This window comes from Erythrobacter sp. 3-20A1M, from assembly GCF_018636735.1.
Lineage (GTDB): Bacteria > Pseudomonadota > Alphaproteobacteria > Sphingomonadales > Sphingomonadaceae > Alteriqipengyuania.
Window position 1 is genome coordinate 1,691,098 of sequence record NZ_CP045200.1, and the last position, 19,153, is coordinate 1,710,250.

The 19,153-nt window shown below is 66.5% G+C and carries 14 protein-coding genes and 1 pseudogene; 5 read left to right on the forward strand and 10 right to left on the reverse strand.

Annotated elements, in window-relative coordinates; all coding sequences use genetic code 11:
- Nucleotides 1–14 precede the first annotated feature (14 nt).
- On the forward strand, nt 15–1,202 hold the full coding sequence (locus tag F7D01_RS08350) for a murein transglycosylase A (protein WP_215229728.1): 1,188 nt from the start codon (nt 15–17) through the stop codon (nt 1,200–1,202).
- A complete protein-coding gene (locus F7D01_RS08355) occupies nt 1,199–1,795 on the forward strand; it encodes a Smr/MutS family protein (protein ID WP_215227166.1) in 597 nt (198 codons plus the stop codon). The genes F7D01_RS08350 and F7D01_RS08355 overlap by 4 nt, the downstream gene beginning before the upstream one ends.
- A gap of 61 nt (nt 1,796–1,856) precedes the next feature.
- Here the strand turns inward: F7D01_RS08355 and katG are convergent, their stop codons facing one another.
- The 4 genes from katG to aroC form a co-directional block, all read right to left on the reverse strand.
- Nucleotides 1,857–4,067 carry a catalase/peroxidase HPI gene (katG, locus tag F7D01_RS08360; RefSeq protein WP_215227167.1) on the reverse strand — a complete coding sequence of 737 codons (2,211 nt, stop codon included), beginning with the start codon at nt 4,065–4,067 and terminating at the stop codon, nt 1,857–1,859.
- A gap of 212 nt (nt 4,068–4,279) precedes the next feature.
- Nucleotides 4,280–5,872 (reverse strand): alkyl hydroperoxide reductase subunit F, encoded by a 1,593-nt coding sequence (ahpF, locus tag F7D01_RS08365; protein WP_215227168.1) that lies wholly within the window; start codon nt 5,870–5,872, stop codon nt 4,280–4,282.
- A gap of 120 nt (nt 5,873–5,992) precedes the next feature.
- On the reverse strand, nt 5,993–6,559 hold the full coding sequence (ahpC, locus tag F7D01_RS08370) for an alkyl hydroperoxide reductase subunit C (protein ID WP_215227169.1): 567 nt from the start codon (nt 6,557–6,559) through the stop codon (nt 5,993–5,995).
- A gap of 176 nt (nt 6,560–6,735) precedes the next feature.
- The gene (gene aroC, locus F7D01_RS08375) at nt 6,736–7,809 is read right to left on the reverse strand and encodes a chorismate synthase (protein ID WP_215227170.1); all 1,074 of its coding nucleotides are present in this window, start codon (nt 7,807–7,809) and stop codon (nt 6,736–6,738) included.
- A 326-nt stretch (nt 7,810–8,135) separates the two neighbouring features.
- Here aroC and ruvA point away from each other — a divergent pair, with 326 nt between their 5' ends.
- The gene (ruvA, locus tag F7D01_RS08380) at nt 8,136–8,738 is read left to right on the forward strand and encodes a Holliday junction branch migration protein RuvA (RefSeq protein WP_215227171.1); all 603 of its coding nucleotides are present in this window, start codon (nt 8,136–8,138) and stop codon (nt 8,736–8,738) included.
- 70 nt (nt 8,739–8,808) lie between these two features.
- Complete coding sequence (gene ruvB / locus F7D01_RS08385; RefSeq protein WP_215227172.1) at nt 8,809–9,852, forward strand: Holliday junction branch migration DNA helicase RuvB; 1,044 nt, start codon at nt 8,809–8,811, stop codon at nt 9,850–9,852.
- 362 nt (nt 9,853–10,214) lie between these two features.
- On the opposite strand, the pseudogene acnA reads toward ruvB, so the two are convergent.
- Nucleotides 10,215–12,889 (reverse strand): annotated as a pseudogene (gene acnA / locus F7D01_RS08390) (aconitate hydratase AcnA).
- Between the two features lie 129 nt (nt 12,890–13,018).
- A complete protein-coding gene (locus F7D01_RS08395; RefSeq protein ID WP_215227173.1) occupies nt 13,019–13,903 on the reverse strand; it encodes a DMT family transporter in 885 nt (294 codons plus the stop codon).
- A 168-nt stretch (nt 13,904–14,071) separates the two neighbouring features.
- Between F7D01_RS08395 and F7D01_RS08400 the strand changes: the two genes are divergently transcribed.
- On the forward strand, nt 14,072–15,475 hold the full coding sequence (locus F7D01_RS08400) for a L,D-transpeptidase family protein (RefSeq protein WP_215227174.1): 1,404 nt from the start codon (nt 14,072–14,074) through the stop codon (nt 15,473–15,475).
- A gap of 19 nt (nt 15,476–15,494) precedes the next feature.
- Here F7D01_RS08400 and F7D01_RS08405 read toward each other — a convergent pair whose 3' ends face one another.
- From F7D01_RS08405 to ispG, 4 genes are read right to left on the reverse strand one after another with little or no spacing between them, the layout of a single operon-like run.
- Nucleotides 15,495–16,205, reverse strand: coding sequence for a murein L,D-transpeptidase catalytic domain-containing protein (locus F7D01_RS08405; protein WP_215227175.1), 711 nt, complete (start codon nt 16,203–16,205; stop codon nt 15,495–15,497).
- 24 nt (nt 16,206–16,229) lie between these two features.
- On the reverse strand, nt 16,230–17,216 hold the full coding sequence (locus F7D01_RS08410; protein WP_215227176.1) for a histone deacetylase: 987 nt from the start codon (nt 17,214–17,216) through the stop codon (nt 16,230–16,232).
- A 32-nt stretch (nt 17,217–17,248) separates the two neighbouring features.
- The gene (locus F7D01_RS08415; RefSeq protein ID WP_215227177.1) at nt 17,249–18,013 is read right to left on the reverse strand and encodes a hypothetical protein; all 765 of its coding nucleotides are present in this window, start codon (nt 18,011–18,013) and stop codon (nt 17,249–17,251) included.
- Nucleotides 18,010–19,149 carry a flavodoxin-dependent (E)-4-hydroxy-3-methylbut-2-enyl-diphosphate synthase gene (gene ispG, locus F7D01_RS08420; protein ID WP_215229729.1) on the reverse strand — a complete coding sequence of 380 codons (1,140 nt, stop codon included), beginning with the start codon at nt 19,147–19,149 and terminating at the stop codon, nt 18,010–18,012. The genes F7D01_RS08415 and ispG overlap by 4 nt, the downstream gene beginning before the upstream one ends.
- Nucleotides 19,150–19,153 lie beyond the last annotated feature (4 nt).

Genomic DNA, 19,153 nt, shown 5'->3' on the forward strand with positions numbered 1-19,153 from the left:
GGCCGATGGCCCGCATGTCACGCCTGCTGCTGGCGCTTGCTGCGCCGCTCGTCCTTGGCGCCTGTGCCGGGGTCATACCCAAGCCGCCCAATGCGGTCATCCCGCTGCCCGAGGGGCCCCGGCCCGACAATGCAGCGGCGGCGGATCTCGCGCGCGGCCCCGCGCTCGAATCGCTGGCCCTGACGCCGCGCGACGCAAGCGACGCGCTCTCGGCCTTCCGCGGATCGTGCCGCTGGCTTACGACCAAGGACGACCGTAGCGGCCTGACGCGGCCCACCGATTGGCAGCCGGCCTGCACCGCCGCCGCCAACTGGTCGGACGGCGACGCGCTCCGTTTCTTCGCCACGCAGTTCGAGACGGTCCGGATCGGCGACGGGAAGGCGTTCGCCACCGGCTATTTCGAACCCGAAATCCTCGGCAGCCGCACGCGCATCCCCGGCTACGACACACCGGTCTATGCCGTGCCCGCCGATCTGGTGCGCGCATGGCCCGCCGACACGCTGGCGAGCGAGCGCACCGGTAATCCACCGCTCGGCCGCTATGACGAGACGGGGGCGTTCGTGCCCTATTTCGACCGCGCCGCGATCGACGCGGGCGCGCTGGCGGGGCGCGGGCTGGAGATCGCCTGGGTCGCCGACCCGATCGAGTTCTTCTTCCTCCAGATCCAGGGATCGGGCCTGCTGCGCCTGCCGGACGGGTCGCGGATGCGGATCGGCTACGCCGGGCAGAACGGCCGCGGCTACACCGCCATCGGTGCCTTGATGCGAGAGCGTGGCCTCTTCGGCGACGGGCCGGGGCAATACGCCTCCTCCATGCAGGGGATCGTCGCTTACCTGCGCGACCACCCGGTGGAGGGGCAGGCGCTGATGCACGAGAACCCGAGCTACATCTTCTTCCGCGAACTGACCACGGACGGACCGCTCGGTTCGCTCGGCGTGCCGGTGCGCGGGGAAAGCAGTGCCGCGGTCGACCCGCGTTACGTCCCCTATGGTGCGCCGGTGGTGTTGCAGACGGACCGGGCGGAAGCGAATGGGCTGTGGATCGCGCAGGATACCGGCGGGGCGATCAAGGGCTCGAACCGCTTCGATACCTTCTGGGGCAATGGCGCGCGCGCGCGAGAGATCGCGGGCGGGATGAGCGCGCGCGGGCAGGCGCTTGTGCTGCTGCCGGTGGGGACATATGCGCGCCTGACCGGGCGATGAGCCACCCGCGCGGCCTGTCGGCGGGCGAGGCTGCGGCGTGGGAAGCGCTGGCGAAGTCGGTGACGCCGCTCGTTCGGCGCGCCCCCGCCAGCGCCGCCCGCGCCCAGGCCGCTTCACCCCCGGCTGTGCCAGCGCCGCCCGCGCCTTTACCGCCTACGCCTGCACCGAAGGCCGCGCCGTTCCAGCGCGCGAAGCCGGTGCGACCGGCCCCTCCGCCCCCGCCCCCACAGGTCCGGCCACTAGCGCGCAGCCAGCTCGATTCGCATTGGGAGCGGCGGCTCAAGGGCGGCGACATCCGGCCCGACGTATCGCTGGACCTGCACGGACACGGGCTCGACGCGGCCTATCGCCGCCTGATGGACGGCATGACGCAGGCACGCGCGATGGAGGCCCGCGTGGTGCTGGTCGTCACCGGCAAGGCCCGCCCGGTCGATCCCGCCGACCGGGGGGAGCGGCGCGGGGCGATCCGTGCGAAGATCCTCGACTGGCTTGCCGCCAGCGAACACGGCAGCGCCATAGCGGCGGTCAGGAAGGCGCACCGGCGCCACGGGGGCGACGGTGCGCTCTACCTGGTGCTGCGCCGCGGGGGCTGAATGCACAAGGGGCCCCGGCATCGCTGCCGGAGCCCCTCGCTGCCCGAACGGGCCACCGCAATCAGCGGTGATATTTTGCGCAGGTCAGATCGAACCGGTCCGCGTCCATGACCTTGGTCCAGGCGGCCACGAAATCGTCCACGAACTTCTGTTCGTTGCCGTTCTCGCCATAGACCTCCGAAACGGAGCGCAGCTGCGAATTGGAACCGAACACTAGGTCGGTGCGGGTCGCGGTCCAGCGATGCGCCTTGTCCTTGCGGTTGCGGCCCACGAACTCCTCGTCACCGCTCTCGTCGACCACTTCCCAGAAGGTGTTCATGTCGAGCAGGTTGGTGAAGAAGTCGTTGGTCAGCTGGCCCTTGCGATCGGTGAAGACACCGTGATCGGAATTGCCGGTATTCGCACCCAGCACGCGCAGCCCGCCGACCAGCACGGTCATTTCCGGGATCGACAGGCCCAGCAGGCTGGCCCGGTCGATCAGGATGTCCTCGGTCTTCACGCTCGCCTTCGTCTTCAGATAGTTGCGGAAGCCATCGGCGAAGGGTTCCAGCGGCTCCCAGCTTTCCGCGTCGAAATCCTCCTGCTTCGCGTCGCCCCGCCCGGTGGTGACCGGGACCGAGACGTCGAAACCGGCATCCTTCGCCGCCTTCTCGACAGCCGCCGCGCCGCCCAGAACGATGGCGTCGGCCAGCGACAGGTCGCCGCGCAGCTCGTCGAGCTTGCCCAGCACCTTGCCCAGCTCTTCGGGGTCGTTGACGGCCCAGTTCTTCAATTCGTCGAAGCGGATATGCGCCCCGTTCGCGCCGCCGCGATGGTCCGACTTGCGATAGGTGCTGGCCGAAGCCCACGCGGCCTTCACCAGTTCTGACACCGTCAGCCCGCTATCGAGCACCTTCTGCTTGAAGTCGGCGACCGTGCTGTCCGACGCTTCCTTCCCGGCGGGGATCGGGTCCTGCCAGATCAGGTCCTCGCTCGGTACGTCGGGGCCGAGATAGCGGACCTTCGGCCCCATATCGCGGTGGGTCAGCTTGAACCAGGCGCGGGCGAAGGCATCGTCGAGCGCCGCCTGATCGTTCATGAAGCGCTCCGAAATCTTGCGATAATCGGGGTCGCGCTTCAGCGCCATGTCGGCGGTGGTCATCATGGTCGGGACCTTCTTCGACGGGTCCCGCGCATCGGGGGCCATATCGGCCTCTTCCTGGTCGATCGGCTGCCATTGCTTGGCACCCGCCGGGCTTTCCACCAGCTCGTATTCGTATTTGAACAGCAGGCGGAAATAGTCGTTGCCCCACTGCGTCGGGTTGGGCGTCCACGCACCCTCGATCCCGCTCGTGGTGATGTGGCCCTGCTCGATCTGCTCGGCATCGGTCGCCCAGCCGAAGCCCATCAGGTGCATCTCACCCGCTTCGGGCGCGCCGCTGAGCTGATCCGGCGGAACCGCGCCATGGCACTTGCCGAAGGCGTGGCCCCCGGCAGTCAGCGCGACCGTTTCCTCGTCGTTCATGGCCATACGGGCGAAGGTTTCCTTCATGTCGCGCGCCATGCCCTCCGCATCGTGCGGATTGCCGCCCGGCCCCTCCGGATTGACGTAGATCAGCCCCATCTGGATCGCCGCCAGCGGGTTCTCCAGCGCCTTGCCCTCGTCCGGAATGATGCGCGTCTCGACGCCTTCGTTGACCCACTCCTCTTCCGAACCCCAGTAAATGTCCTGCTCGGGTTCGTAGACGTCCTTGCGCCCGCCGCCGAAGCCGAAGACGGGGCCGCCCATCGATTCGATCGCCATGTTGCCGGTCAGCACGAACAGGTCGGCCCAGCTGATATGCTTCCCGTATTTCTGTTTGATCGGCCAGAGCAGGCGGCGCGCCTTGTCCAGATTGCCGTTGTCGGGCCAGGAATTGAGTGGGGCGAAGCGCTGCTGGCCGCTCGACGCGCCGCCGCGCCCGTCGCCGGTGCGATAGGTTCCCGCGGCGTGCCACGCCATGCGGATGAAGAACGGGCCGTAATGCCCGTAATCGGCCGGCCACCAGGGCTGGCTGTCGGTCATCAGCGCCTTCAGGTCTTCCTTCAGCGCGGTGTAGTCGAGCGCGTTGAACGCCTCGGCGTAGTCGTAATCCTCGCCCATGGGATCGGGCGACTGCCCGCCCTGGGTCAGGATATGTAGGTCGAGCGAATCGGGCCACCAGTCGCGATTGGTCCGGCCGAGCAGGGCGCGAACCCCGCCGTCTCCGGTAACCGGGCATCCACCGCCGATCGATCCTGTCTTGGCATCCATGTCCTGCTCTCCTCTTTCGTATCCGGGCCCATGCCCGAGTCGTGATGGGAGAGAGGATGACCCCCGAAGCCTGATCAGTCCAATCGATTAGTTGGCATGTATTGATCGAACGGGGCGTTCTCGCGACGGATCGAGCGTAAGCTGCGCCGGACACGAAAAGGCCCGCCGCGCCACGCAGGCGGGGCGGGCCTTGGCTGGCTTCGCGAACCGCCCTATTCGGCGGCTTCGGCGAACTCCTGCGGCGCGACGTTGCGGATGAGGTAGTCGAAGGCCGACAGCGCCGCCTTGGAGCCTTCGCCCATCGCGATCACGATTTGCTTGTAGGGCACGGTGGTGCAGTCGCCCGCCGCGAACACGCCGTCGAGGCTGGTCGCGGCCTTCTCGTCGATCACGATCTCGCCGTGGCGCGACAGCTCGATCCCGCTGTCCTTCAACCAGTCGGTGTTGGGGATCAGGCCGATCTGCACGAACACACCCTCCAGCTCGACCGTCTTGTCGACCCCGGCGTTGCGGTCCTTGTAATTGAGGCCCGTCACGCGCCTGCCGTCGCCCAGGATCTCGGTCGTCTGCGCGGAGACGATGACGTCGACATTGGGCATGGAACGCAGCTTGTCCTGCAACACCTGGTCGGCGCGCAACTGGCCGTCGAACTCGATCAGCGTGACATGGCCGACGATTCCAGCGAGGTCGATCGCCGCCTCGACGCCGGAATTGCCGCCGCCGATCACCGCGACATGCTTGCCCTTGTAGAGCGGGCCGTCGCAGTGCGGGCAGTAGGCAACGCCCTTGTTGCGATATTCCTGCTCGCCCGGCACGCCCAGATTGCGCCAGCGTGCGCCGGTCGTCAGCACCACCGCGCGGCCATAGAGCGAGGCACCGTTCTCCAGCACCACCTCGTGATAGCCGCCCTTCTCCTCCGCCGGGATCAGGCGCGCGGCGGTCTGCAGGTTCATCACGTCGATGTCGTATTCGCCGACATGGCTTTCGAGCTGCGCGGCAAGTTTCGGCCCCTCGGTATAGGGGACGGAGATGAAGTTCTCGATCCCCATCGTGTCGAGCACCTGCCCGCCGAACCGCTCCGCCGCGATGCCGGTGGAGAAGCCCTTGCGCGCGGTGTAGATGCTCGCCGCCGCGCCGGCCGGGCCGCCGCCCACCACCAGCACCTCGAACGGGTCCTTGTCCGCCATCTTCGCCGCCGAGCGCGCCCCGGCATTGCTGTCGAGCTTGGCGAGGATTTCCTCCACGCCCATTTTCCCGCTGGCGAACATCTCGCCATTGAGGAAAGTCGCGGGCACCGCCATCACGTCGCGGCTCTCGACCTCGTCCTGGAACGTACCGCCCTCGATCAGAGTGGCGGTGATGCGGCTGTTATACAGCGCCATCAGGGTCAGCGCCTGCACCACGTCGGGGCAATTGTGGCACGACAGCGAGAAATACATCTCGAAGGCGTAGTCGCCCTCCAGCTCCGCGATCTGGTCGAGCACGTCCTGTTCGACCTTGGGCGGATGGCCGCCTGCCCACAGCAGCGCGAGCACGAGCGAGGTGAATTCGTGCCCCATCGGCAGCCCGCCGAAGCGGACCCATTTCTCCGCATCCGAGGCGCGGCGGATGATGAAGCTGGGCTTGCGTTCGTCGGTGCCGTCGAAGCTGGCGCTGACATCGTCGTGCAGAGCCGCGATCTCCTCCAGCAGCTCGCGCGTCTGCTCCGATTTCGGATCGTCGCCGAGACTGGCGACAAGCTCCACCGGCTCGCGCAGATTGCCGAGATACTGCTTCAGTTGCTGGGTCATCGATGCGTCGAGCATGGGGCGTCTCCAAATAGGGGCGGGATACAGAACGGCCCGGATTTCCCGGGGAGGGGGTGGGAAACCCGGGCCGTGAGAGAAGCGGCCCGCCGGTCGCGACGGGCCGATAGTGTCAGGTGCTTAGATCTTGCCGACGAGGTCGAGCGAGGGGGACAGCGTCTCGCTGCCTTCTTCCCATGCCGCCGGGCAGACCTGGCCGGGGTTCTCGCGGACATACTGCGCGGCCTTGATCTTGCGAGCCAGCTCGTTCGCGTTGCGACCCACGCCTTCGCACGTCTGTTCCATGATCTGGATCACGCCATCGGGATCGACGACGAAGGTCGCACGATCGGCCAGGCCCATGTCTTCACGCAGCACGTCGAAGTTCTTGGACAGCGTGTGCAGCTGGTCGCCCAGGAACGGGAACTTCAGCTTACCGATGCGCTCGCTGGTGTCGTGCCAGGCCTTGTGGCTGAAATGCGTGTCGGTCGAAACGCCGTACACTTCGACACCCATCTTCTGGAGCATGTCGTACTTCTCGCCCATGTCCTCCAGCTCCGTCGGGCAGACGAAGGTGAAATCGGCCGGATAGAAGAAGAATACCGCCCACTTACCCTTCACGTCCTCGTCGGTGACTTCGAAGAAGTCCTCGCCCGCCTTGAACGCAGTGGCCTTGAACGGTTTGATCTGGCTTCCGATGATACCCATGGGTGCAATATCCTTTTGCTCGTGTGAAACTGTCGTGAGCACCAGATAAGCACTGTTGCGCCGCACAAAAGCGGCTTTGTGCGATTGCGAACATCGGAAATATCAATGATCGCGGTCGGAACCTGCGCGTTGTCCGATCGAAGGGCGCGGCAGTGGCGGCCTTCAGGCCAGGCAGATTACCCGCATTGCGCCCGGTGGAGCAGTTTCTGATCCGCCAGCACGCACGCCATCATCGCCTCCACCACCGGGACGCCGCGAATGCCCACGCACGGGTCGTGCCGCCCTTTCGTGGCGATCTCGGTAGCTTCGCCATCGCTGTCGATTGTTTCGACCGGGGTCAGGATGGAACTGGTCGGCTTGAACGCGACGCGGCAGGTGACCGGCTGGCCGGTGCTGATGCCGCCCGCGACTCCGCCTGCATGATTGGCGAGGAAGCGGGGGCCGCCGTCGTTCTCGCCCGGCCGCATCGGGTCCGCGTTCTCTTCCCCGCGCAGGCGCGCAGCGGCGAACCCCTCGCCGATCTCCACGCCCTTGACCGCGTTGATGCTCATCATCGCACCCGCGAGTTCGGCATCCAGCTTGGCATAAAGCGGCGCGCCCCAGCCCGCGGGCACGCCCGTCGCCACGCATTCGACCACCGCGCCGAGCGAGGAGCCGGCCTTGCGCGCCTCGTCGACCAGCGCCTCCCAGCGCTTCGCAGCGTCGGCGTCGGGACACCAGAAGGGGTTTTGCGCGATCTGGTCGGCATCGAAATTGACCGGGTCGATCCGGTCGCCGCCGATCTCTGCGACGTAGGCGAGGATGCTTACCTGCGGCACGACCAGCCGCGCGACCGCACCGGCCGCGACGCGCATCGCCGTTTCGCGCGCGCTAGACCGGCCGCCGCCGCGATAGTCGCGCAGGCCGTATTTTGCGTCGTAGGCGTAATCGGCATGGCCGGGGCGATAGGCCTTCGCCACTTCCGAATAGTCTTTCGAGCGCTGATCGACGTTCTCGATCATCAGGCTGATCGGCGTGCCGGTGGTTTGCCCCTCGAACACGCCCGACAGGATGCGGACCTGATCCGGCTCCTGCCGCTGGGTGGTGAAGCGGCTCTGCCCCGGACGGCGCGCGTCGAGGAAGGGCTGGATGTCGGCTTCCGTCAACGCAATCCCCGGCGGGCAGCCGTCGACCACCGCGCCGATCGCGGGGCCGTGGCTTTCCCCCCAGGTGGAGAAGCGGAGGAGGTGGCCGAAGCTGTTCCAGCTCATGGCGCTGCGTTCTATCGCGGCAAACGCGGCTGTCGAGCATGCAATGCGATAGCTCTTCGTGGCGCGGGCGCATCTTTCCTACTTCGCGGTCGCTCGGATAAAACCGGTCCATGCGCGCTCGCTCCATCAACATGCTGATTACGCACGATTTGCTGCGATCGGAGCGGAAGATTTTTCGCCCCCTGGACACTGTTCCAAGTGTTCCATCCTGTAGGGTTTCGCGTGCTCGCTCTGGCCAAATCGAATCGGCTCGGGCAGGGAACAAAACGCGCTCAAGCAGCGAAGTGTCAGCGCAGAAGGGACCTCATGATCGCGAAGCGCGCCATATGATTGCGAAACTTCGGGGCCTCCTCGACGAAACCGGTGCCGACTGGGCGGTGATCGACGTGTCGGGCGTGGGCTATCTTGTCCATTGCTCGGCCAAGACGCTCGCTGCGCTCGGCGAGGTGGGGGAGGCGTGCACGCTCTACACCGATTTGCAGGTGAGCGAGAACGACATGCGCCTGCTGGGCTTCGCGGAAGGCGGCGAGCGCGACTGGTTCCGCCTGCTGACCGGCGTGCAGGGCGTGGGCTCGAAAGTGGCGCTGGCCATTCTCTCGGCATTGAGCCCGGGCGAGCTGCGCGATGCCTGCGCGGCGGGCGACGCGGCCAGCGTGGCACGCGCGCAAGGGGTGGGGCCGAAACTGGCGGGCCGCATCGTGAACGAGCTGAAGGACAAGGCGGGCGCGCTGCCCGGTGGATCGACTGGTGGGGCGGGCGTGACGCTACCGAAAGGCAGCGCCAACGCCGACGCGGTCTCCGCGCTGGAGAATCTCGGCTTCAAACCCGCAGTCGCGGCCCGTGCCGTAGCGACGGCGCAGGGCGAACTGGGCGACGGCGCGAGCGAGAGCGACCTCATCCGCGTCGCGCTGAAGCGGGCGGCGGGGTGACTATGACGCTTTCCCCCCGTCATCCTGAACTCGTTTCAGGATCCATCTTGGCATCTGGGAACGGCGCGCGATGACCGATTCCGCCCCTCTCCACACGCCCGACCGGCAACCGGACGATCCCGATGCGGCGCTGCGGCCCAAATCCCTGCGCGAGTTCGTCGGGCAGGTGGCGGCGAAGGAGAACCTGGCCGTGTTCATCGCCGCGGCCAAGGCGCGGGGCGAGGCGATGGACCACACGCTGTTCTTCGGCCCCCCGGGGTTGGGCAAGACCACGCTGGCGCAGATCGTGGCGCGCGAGCTGGGCGTGGGCTTTCGCGCCACCAGCGGGCCGGTGATCGCCAAGGCGGGCGATCTCGCCGCGCTGCTGACCAATCTGGAAGCCAACGACGTCCTCTTCATCGACGAGATCCACCGCCTCAATCCGGTGGTGGAGGAGGTGCTCTACCCGGCGATGGAGGACCGCGCGCTCGACATCATCATCGGGGAGGGGCCGTCGGCACGCAGCGTGCGGATCGATCTGCCGCCTTTCACGCTGATCGGCGCGACCACCCGGCAGGGGCTGCTTACCACGCCGCTGCGCGATCGCTTCGGCATCCCGGTCCGGCTGAATTTCTACACCGAGGCGGAATTGCTGCGCGTGGTAACGCGGGGGGCCGGGCTGCTCGACCTGGCGATCGACGAGGGCGGGGCGCGCGAGATCGCGCGGCGTAGCCGGGGGACGCCGCGGGTCGCCGGACGGCTGCTGCGCCGGGTGCGCGACTTCGCCCATGTCGAAAGCGACGACATGGTAACCGCGAAGGTCGCCGATGCGGCGCTGTCGCGGCTGGAGGTCGACCGGCTCGGCCTCGACGCGATGGACCGGCGCTACCTGCTGATGATCGCCGACATCTACAAGGGCGGGCCGGTCGGCGTGGAAACGCTGGCCGCGGGGCTGGCCGAGCCGCGCGACACGATCGAGGATGTGGTCGAACCCTACCTGATCCAGCTCGGCCTGGTGGCGCGCACCGCGCGCGGCCGCTGCCTGAACGATCGCGGGTGGCAGCATCTGGAGCGCACGCCCCCGACCGATACGCGCGGGGGGTCCCAAGCCAGCCTTTTCGACGGCGAGCCCTAGCGATATCGCAACGAAGCCCGGTACTTCGGTTCCATAGCGGGATAGCTGGGCCTGCCTTGAGGCGGCGCCCGAAAAAAGGCTCCTCGAAACGCGGGAAGCGCCCTCAGCCGGACTCTGCGGCCCAAGGTACCGCCCGCTCGGAACAGGAAGGCTCAACATGGCCCTCGTGAAGCTATCCGCCACCGCGGCCGGAGGCGCGTTGCTCGCCGGGGGCGTGGCCTGATCGTTTCCGAGTCGATCAAGGACGGGAAAGGGGCGGCTCTTCCACCAAGAGCCGCCCCCTTCGTATTGTTCGCTTGGTCTTGCCCGCGCCGAGCGGGCTCCGCCCCCCCCGCCCTTTTGCGGCAGGCTGGCGGCGGCGGTCAGGCCGCCAGCTTGCGGATCACGTACTGCAGGATGCCGCCGTTGCGGTAATAATCCATCTCGTTTTCGGTATCGATCCGGCACTTGGCGGTGAAGGTGAAGGACGAACCGTCCTCATGCGTCACCTCGACCTCGACATCCTGGCTCGGCGTCAGGCCCGACAGCCCCTTTATGGTGAAGCTGTCCGAACCCTTAAGGCCCAGCGTTTCGCGCGTTTCGCCGTTCTTGAATTGCAGCGGCAGGACGCCCATTCCAACCAGATTGGAGCGGTGGATACGCTCGTAGCTTTCCACGATCACGGCGCGCACACCCAGCAGGATGGTGCCCTTCGCCGCCCAGTCGCGGCTGGAGCCGGTGCCGTATTCCTTGCCCGCGACGACCACCAGCGGAGTGCCGTCCTCGCGGTGCTTCATCGCCGCATCGTAGATCGGCATCTGTTCACCCTCGTAGGTGGTGAAGCCGCCCTCGACGCCCGGCACCATCTCGTTCTTGATGCGGATATTGGCGAAGGTGCCGCGCATCATGACTTCGTGGTTGCCCCGGCGTGAGCCGTAGGAGTTGAAGTCCGCCTTCGCGACCTGATGCTCGCGCAGGTACTGGCCTGCCGGGCTGTCTTCCTTGATCGATCCAGCGGGGGAGATGTGGTCGGTCGTGACCGAATCGCCCAGCACCGCAAGCGGCTTCGCCTCGACGATGTCGGCGATCGGCGCGGGGGTCATCTCCATCCCGTCGAAGAAGGGCGGGCTGGCGACATAGGTGCTGCCCGGGTTCCAGTTGTAGGTATCGGACGCCTCGACCTTCACCGCCTGCCAGTGCTCGTCGCCCTTGTAGACGTCGGCATAGCGGCGCTCGAACATACCACGATCGATATTGGCCGCGCGCAGATCGGCGATCTCCTGTGTCGTCGGCCACAGATCGGCCAGCATGACGTCGTTGCCGTCCTGGTCCTGCCCGATCGGGGTTTCGGTGATGTCCTCGGTCACCGTTCCCTTGAGCGCATAGGCAACCACCAGCGGCGGGCTGGCAAGGAAGTTCGCGCGCACGTCCGGCGAGACGCGGCCTTCGAAGTTGCGGTTGCCCGACAGCACCGACGCAGCGACGATGTCGTTGCCGTTGATCGCCTTGCTGATCGGCTCGGCCAGCGGACCCGAATTGCCGATGCAGGTGGTGCAGCCGTAACCAACGAGGTCGAAACCGATCGCGTTCAGATCGTCCTGCAAGCCGGATTTCACCAGATAGTCGGTCACGACCTGCGATCCGGGGGCTAGGCTGGTCTTCACCCAGGGCTTGGGCTTAAGACCCTTCGCGTTCGCCTTCTGGGCGACGAGGCCGGCGGCGATCAGCACGTCGGGGTTGGAGGTGTTGGTGCAGCTGGTGATCGCGGCGATCACCACATCGCCATCGCCGATGTCGTGGTCGCGATCATTCACATCGACGCGAACGGGCGCGCTTTTGTTGTAGAGGCGCTCGAGGTCGGAATTGAACAGCTCGTCCACCTCCGGCAGCGCGACCTTGTCCTGCGGGCGCTTCGGACCGGCGAGGCTGGGGACGACCTTCGACAGGTCGAGCTCCAGCGTGCTGGAGAAGATCGGATCCGGATTGGCCGGATCGTGCCAGAAGCCCTGCTCCTTCGCATAGGCTTCGACCAGCGCGATGCGGTGCTCCTCGCGGCCCGTCAGGCGCAGATAGTCGAGCGTCTTGTCGTCGATGCCGAAGAAGCCGCAGGTCGCGCCGTATTCCGGCGACATGTTGGCGAGCGTCGCGCGGTCGGCGAGGCTCAGGGTCGAGAGGCCGGGGCCGAAATATTCGACGAACTTGCCGACCACTCCGTGCTGGCGCAGCATCTGGGTTGCGGTCAGCACGAGGTCGGTCGCGGTCACGCCTTCGGCCAGCTGGCCGGTGAACTTGAAGCCGACGACCTCGGGGATTAGCATGGAGATCGGCTGGCCCAGCATCGCTGCCTCGGCCTCGATCCCGCCGACGCCCCAGCCCAGCACGCCCAGGCCGTTGACCATGGTGGTATGGCTGTCGGTGCCGACGCAGGTGTCGGGATAGGCGACCTGCGTGCCGTCCTGATCGCTATCGGTCCAAACGCATTGCGCGATGTGTTCCAGGTTCACCTGGTGGCAGATGCCGGTGCCCGGGGGCACCGCAGAAAGTTCTCGAAGCTCTTCGAGCCCCATTTGAGGAAGTCGTAGCGCTCTGCATTGCGCTGGTATTCCAGCGCCATGTTCTGTTCCATCGCCTTGGGATGGCCGAATTCGTCGACCATCACCGAGTGGTCGATGACGAGGTTCACCGCGACCTGCGGGTTGATCTTGGCGGTGTCGCCACCGAGCGAGGCGATCGCATCGCGCATCGCCGCGAGGTCGACCACGCAGGGAACGCCGGTGAAATCCTGCAACAGCACGCGCGCGGGGCGATACTGGATTTCGCCGCCCGTATGCGGGTTCTTCTGCCAGTCGGCGATCGCCTTCACATGATCGGTGGAGACGGTCTTGCCGCCATCCTCGAACCGCAGCATGTTCTCGAACAGCGCCTTCATGCTGAAGGGCAGGCGGCTGACGTCTCCCACTTTCTCTGCCGCCTTCGCGAAGGAGTAGTAAGCGTACTCCTTGCCATCAACGGTCATCGTGCTGCGGGTGCCGAGCGTGTCCTTGCCGACCTCTGTCATGGGGAAGCCTGTCCTTTCACTGTCGATAGAAGCGGGGTTCTCGACAGACCAATGGTCGAGCGCCGCGAATGTGCCGATCCGTTGCGCCATGCAACGCGCGCCGTCAAGGTGAGCGCCCCTGACGCGGCGCTAAACCCGGGCCTGTTCGGGCTCGTTTCGCCGGGCCCCGATCCAGCAGCCGACCACGATCAGCATCGCGCCGAGGATGGTGGTGCCGCGCACGATCTCCGCGAAGAAGAGCCAGCCGAACAGGGATGCCCACAGAAAGCCGGAATATTCGATCGGCACCAGGATCTGCGCCTCGGCCCGCGCGTAGGCCCAGGCGAGCACCAGCGATCCGCACGCGGTGAGGGCACCTGCGATGGCGACGCCCGGTATCGCGGCCGGTGTGGCAAGCTCGAACAGCCACGGTGCGAACAGGCCCAGCACGATCACTCCCATGCCGGCGTGGAACACCGTCACCTCCAGCGGCGGCGCCAGCGTGGCCTGACGGCGCATGAGCACGAGATTCCATGCATAGAGCAGCGCCGAAAACAGGATTGCTGCTAGACCCATCGCCGCGTCGGGCGTCATCCTTTCCTGCCCGATCCGCCCGCCCACGATGATCAGCGTACCGATGAGACCCAGCACTGCCGCCCAAATCGCGCGGCGGTGGATGGTCTCCCCGAGCATGATCGCGGCAAGCCAGAGTGCGACGAGCGGTGCGACGAAGGATATCGCGATAGTTTCCGCGATCGGCAGCTTGGTCAGCGCATAGAAGAACGCCAGCGCCATGATCGATGCGACCACGCCGCGCAGCAGGTGGATACGCAACACCGGCGCAGGCGGCCTGCGCGCGCCCGTCGCCAGCCATACAGGAAGGGCGAAGACCAGCGCGAAGGCCGAGCGCAACAGGCTGGCACTGTAGGCCCCCAGGGCCAAGGCCGCACCTTTCATAAAGGCATCCATCAGGGCAAGCAGCCCGATCCCCGCGAAGGCGGCGAGGATCGGCAGAAGGGGATGCTCGCGGCCCATCGGTCCAGTGGCTTACCCCCACGTTGCATGGCTGTCACGCCGGGCCGCAAACCGCCCTCGATTCAGCTTCCTGCAAGCCGGGATGCTTGATGACGGGGAGCGATTGCGGCACATTTGCCGCGCACCGCGTTCTCTTTAGACGCGCCGACCCATACGGATATGTCCCCGATGCCCAGAACCCTTTCCCTCTCGCTGCTCCTCGCCGGGGCGAGCTTCGCCTTCACGGCTCCCGGTCAAGCGCAGTCCGCCGACCCGGCCAATCTGCTGCCGCAGGAGCGCGCGCCCGCCGCTGCGCCGAAGACGCCTGCGCAGGCAGATTCGCAGGACCCGGATTATGACCGCCCTACGGTCGACTCGGCGTTCGCGGCCTACAGCGATCCGGTCGTGCAGAAGGTCGATCCCCTGATCCAGCACTGGAGCGCTGCTCAGGCGCGCTCGCTGGTGTCGTTGATCGAGTCGATCGGCAAAGAGGGTCTCGAACCTTCCGATTACGATCTAGCTGGGCTGCGGGCCGCGATCGATGCGGGGGATGGGGCGGCGCTGGACGATGCGGCCAGCCAGCGCTTCGTGTGGTTGATCGAGGACATGCGCGACGGCCGCACGCCGATGGCGGCGCGCAAGCAGTGGTTCGTCGTCGATCCCGACCCCGATCGCTATCCGACCGGGACGGTCATGGCGACGGCACTGAAAAGCGACGACCTGGCCGCTGCGCTGAAGTCCGTTGCGCCGGTTCACCCCGATTACGCGGTACTGAAGGCGGAGCTGGCGAAGGCGAAGCCGGGCTCCGACCGAGCGCGGCTGGTGCGCGCGAACATGGATCGCTGGCGCTGGCTGGCGCGCGATCTGGGCTCGCAGTATCTCATCACCAACGTGCCGGAGTTCCAGCTGCGCCTGAAGGTCGGCGACAAGATCGTGCGGACGTACAAGACCGTGGTCGGAAAACCCGGTCGGACCGCGACCCCGCAACTTGCCGAGCAGGTCGAAGGTGTGATCCTCAACCCCACCTGGACCGTGCCGCAATCGATCGTAAAGGGCGAAGGATTGGGCACCAAGGTGCTCAACAATCCCGGCTGGGCGCGCAATGCGGGCTACAAGGCGACCCGGGGCGAGAACGGCTATATCAGCGTGGTGCAGCAGCCGGGGCCGGGCAATTCGCTGGGCCTGATGAAGCTCGACATGCCCAATCCGCATGCGATCTTCCTCCACGACACCCCCGCGCGCCAGCTCTTCAACCAGAGCGATCGGGCGCTGTCGCACGGCTGCATCCGCACCGAGCGGGCGAGCGAGCTCGCGTTGACGCTGGCCATCCTGCAGGCCGGCCTGACCGCGGAAGAGGGTGTGGAGAAGCTGACTTCGGGCGAATACACCCGGGTTGCGTTCCAGAAGAGCATGCCGGTCTACATCACCTATTTCACCATGGCGACGAACATCGATGGCAAGCTGGCGAAGTTCGACGACATCTACGACCGCGACGCGCCGGTCATCGCTTCCTTCGATCAGCCGCGCGTGGCCAACCGGGCGCGCAAGACGAGCGAGGAAGTGGTGGAGATCGTGGACGACCTGAAGACCTGACCGGGCGCGGCCCGGGCGGTCAGTAGGCCCCGGGGTTGTAGCGCTGCATATCGGTCGGTTCGCCCGGCAGGATCAGGCGCGGGCCTTCCTCCGTCGGCGACGCGGCGGTGGAACCGTCTTCCGCCAAGCCGAGGCGCTCGGAATAGAGCAGCCGCCCGCCGGACAGGTTGAGCAGGGCCTGCTTGAACTCCGCCTCGCCCATGGCGAAGCAGCCGTTCGACCGTCCCAGCTTGCCGTAGCGCGCGATGTGTTCGGGCTCGGCATAGGATGCGCGGTGCATCACGATGTAACGCTCGAGCGCGTTGGAATTCGTCGAATCGAGTCCGCCCAGCCGAATCGAGGTGCCGTAGCGGCCCTTGTACCATTCCCAGGTGATGAACGCGCCCCGGCTGGTCTGGTTGGAGCCTTCCCGGTTGGAGAAGGTGTTGAGCCAGCCATCGTGCTCCGGATCGGAGCCCATGCCGTGGGCGACGTAATGCGAGCGCACTTCGCCGCGTTCGAGATCGACGAAGTGGAACCGGCGCTGGGAGGAATGCAGCCCGAAATCGGCAATGCCGACGATATCGGGGCGCCAGATCACACTGCCGGCCTTGGCGAGTTCGCGCTTGGCGATCTCGGCCAGTTGCCGGTCGCGCACGTTACCCGCGATCGGTTGAGCGAAGACCCGCCCGGGCAGCAGGCTTGCCGCACCGACCGCGAGAGATGATTTGAGGAGATCGCGACGCTTCATCGTTCATGTGTGCCATAGCGCGGCTTAACGGGGCCTTGAAGCGCGAGCGGCACTGCCTCCCGAGGTTTCGGCGTGGAAGCGCCACCGTTCGTCGTTCATCGCAGGCGCGCTGCTCGCCACGGTGCTTGCGATCGGTGGAGCGAACCGTGCATTCTCTTGCGCCATGGCGAGCATGGATCGGGCATGGCGACCCGCCACCTCATGCTGGTCCGCGCCGTATCCGCCGCCGAGCGCGCTCGCGACCGGCAGGCCGCGCCGACGCGCCTCGGCCACGACATAGCGGTCGCGCGCGTCCAGGCCCGCATCGCTCAGCGCGAGCCGGCCGAGCTTGTCGTCGCGGTGCGGATCGACCCCGGCCTGATAGAGCACGAGGTCGGGCGCGAACGCGTCCATCACCTCGGGCAGATGCCGTGCCAGTGCCTCAAGATAGGCTGCGTCCCCCATCCCGTCCGGCAGCGGCACGTCGCGGTTCGATTGCGCCTTGCGGACGGGGAAGTTCTTTTCGGCGTGCAGCGAGAGAGTGAAGACGTCGTCGCGCCCGGCCATCAGACTGGCGGTGCCGTCGCCCTGGTGAACATCGCAATCGACGATCAGGATGCGCCGCACATCACCCTGTGCCAGCAGCCGGTTGGCCGCCACCGCAAGGTCGTTGAAGACGCAGTAACCGGCCCCGCCTTCGTGCAGCGAGTGGTGGCTGCCGCCCGCACTGTTGGCGGCGTAGCCGTGTTCCATCGCCAGCTGCGCCGCGAGCCAGGTGCCGCCATTGGTGTGCTGCACGCGCTGCGCAATATGCGCGGTCACCGGGAATCCGATCCGCCGCTCCCGCTCGCGCGGCACGGTCTGGGTCAGCACCTGCTCGACATAGGCCGGGTCATGCACCGCCTCCAGCCATTCGCGTGGGCAGGGCGGCGGCGCGTGCTCGGCCAGCGGATAGCCACTCTCGCGCAAGATGCGCATGACCAGCTGGTACTTGTCGAACTTGAACGTGCCCCGCTCCGGCGGCGGTGCCATGTAGTCGACGTGATGAACGACGTGGAGCAAGGTCAGGCGGTGGAGGCCGGATGTATCGGCGTCCCCGAACGATCGCCTCCCGTAGCGGGCGGGCGGCCGAGCCAGTACCCGGCGGCGAGGCCCGATCCCATCCAGCATGCCATCAGTCCGACCAGCAGGGAATCCCATGTCATCAATCCCCATACGACCGCGCTAGGTTGACCCATCGCCAGCGTATGATCGAGCTGGTGAAGCTGCTGCGCCGGGAGCGCCGCGAGCATGAAGAGCGCGCCCGCGAGTAGCGCACGGAGCCATCCGGAGGTGTAGGCGCGGCGCAATGTCATGGATCGATCTCCCAGCAGCGGTCCGACCAGGAAGATCAGCATTGGAAGCGTTGCGATCTGGTAGAGGACCGTGACGACCTGAAGAGTGGTGCCGCTAAGGACCTGTCCCAGCGCATAGCCGATCGCCGTCACGACCGCGTTCACACCTATCGCGATCAGGAACGGGCCCCAGGCGATTGTCCTCAAGTCCCACCAACGGTGCCGCGCACCGCCATGAAAACGCGCGGCAGCGAAGATCGCCAGCGCGAGGCCGGTTAGTTTGGCATAGCCGAACGCCCAACGGGTAGGGTCCATCGCCAACGCGTTGAAGGCATCCTTGCTGGCAAACATGCCCAGCTTTATCTCGGCGATATGCTGCACGAATTCGGGCACGATCGCCAGCAGAGGGATGATCGGGGCGAAGCGGAATAGCGACGCCCCGCCAATGAATGTCGTCCGTAGCCCACCGCCAATTGCGCGGATTACCGCGTTCACTCCGCCGCCACCGGCTCGGCTTCGCCCGCGTCGGTCGATTCCGCCTCGATGGCGGCGGCGCGTTCCTCGACCAGCTGCACGATGTGGTCGAGCATGTCGGCGTTCTCGATATGATGATCCTTCACGCCCGACAGGTAAACCATGTGCTTGCCGTTGCCGCCGCCGGTCAGCCCGATATCCGTCTCGCGCGCCTCGCCCGGGCCGTTGACCACACAGCCGAGGACGGACAGCGACAGCGGCGTCTTGATATGCTGCAGCCGGTCCTCCAGCGCCTGGACGGTGCGGATCACGTCGAAGCCCTGGCGCGCGCAGCTGGGGCAGGAGACGACCCGCACGCCGCGGGTGCGCAGGCCCAGCGCCTTCAGCATCTCGAAGCCGACGCGAACCTCGTCCTCCGGCTCGGCCGAGAGGCTGACGCGGATCGTGTCGCCGATGCCGGCCCACAGCAGATTGCCCATGCCGATGGAGGATTTGACCGTGCCGCCGATCAGCCCCCCAGCCTCGGTTATGCCCAGGTGCAGCGGGCAATCGACCGCTTCGCCCAGCGCCTGGTAGGCCGCGACCGCCAGGAACACGTCGCTGGCTTTCACTGCCACCTTGAATTCGTGGAAGTCGTGATCCTGGAGTAGCTTGATATGGTCGAGTGCGCTTTCGACCAGCGCCTCGGGACACGGTTCCCCGTATTTTTCCAGCAGATCCTTCTCGAGGCTACCCGCGTTCACGCCGATGCGGATGGCGCAGCCGTTCGCCTTCGCGGCGCGCACCACCTCCGCCACGCGATCGGACGAACCGATATTGCCAGGATTGATCCGCAGGCAGGCCGCGCCCTTGTCCGCCGCCTCCAGCGCGCGTTTGTAGTGGAAGTGGATGTCGGCGACGATCGGGATGTTCGACGCGCGCGTGATCTGGTCGAAATGCGCGGTCGCCTCCTCGGTCGGGCAGGAGACTCGGATGATGTCCGCGCCCGCATCCTCGCACCGGCGGATCTGGTCAATGGTCGCGCCGACATCCTCTGTCGGGGTGTTGGTCATGGTCTGCACCGTGATCGGCGCATCGCCGCCCACGGGAACGCTGCCGACCATGATCTGGCGGCACTTGCGGCGTTCGATGGTGCGCCAGGGGCGAATGGTGTCGATACTC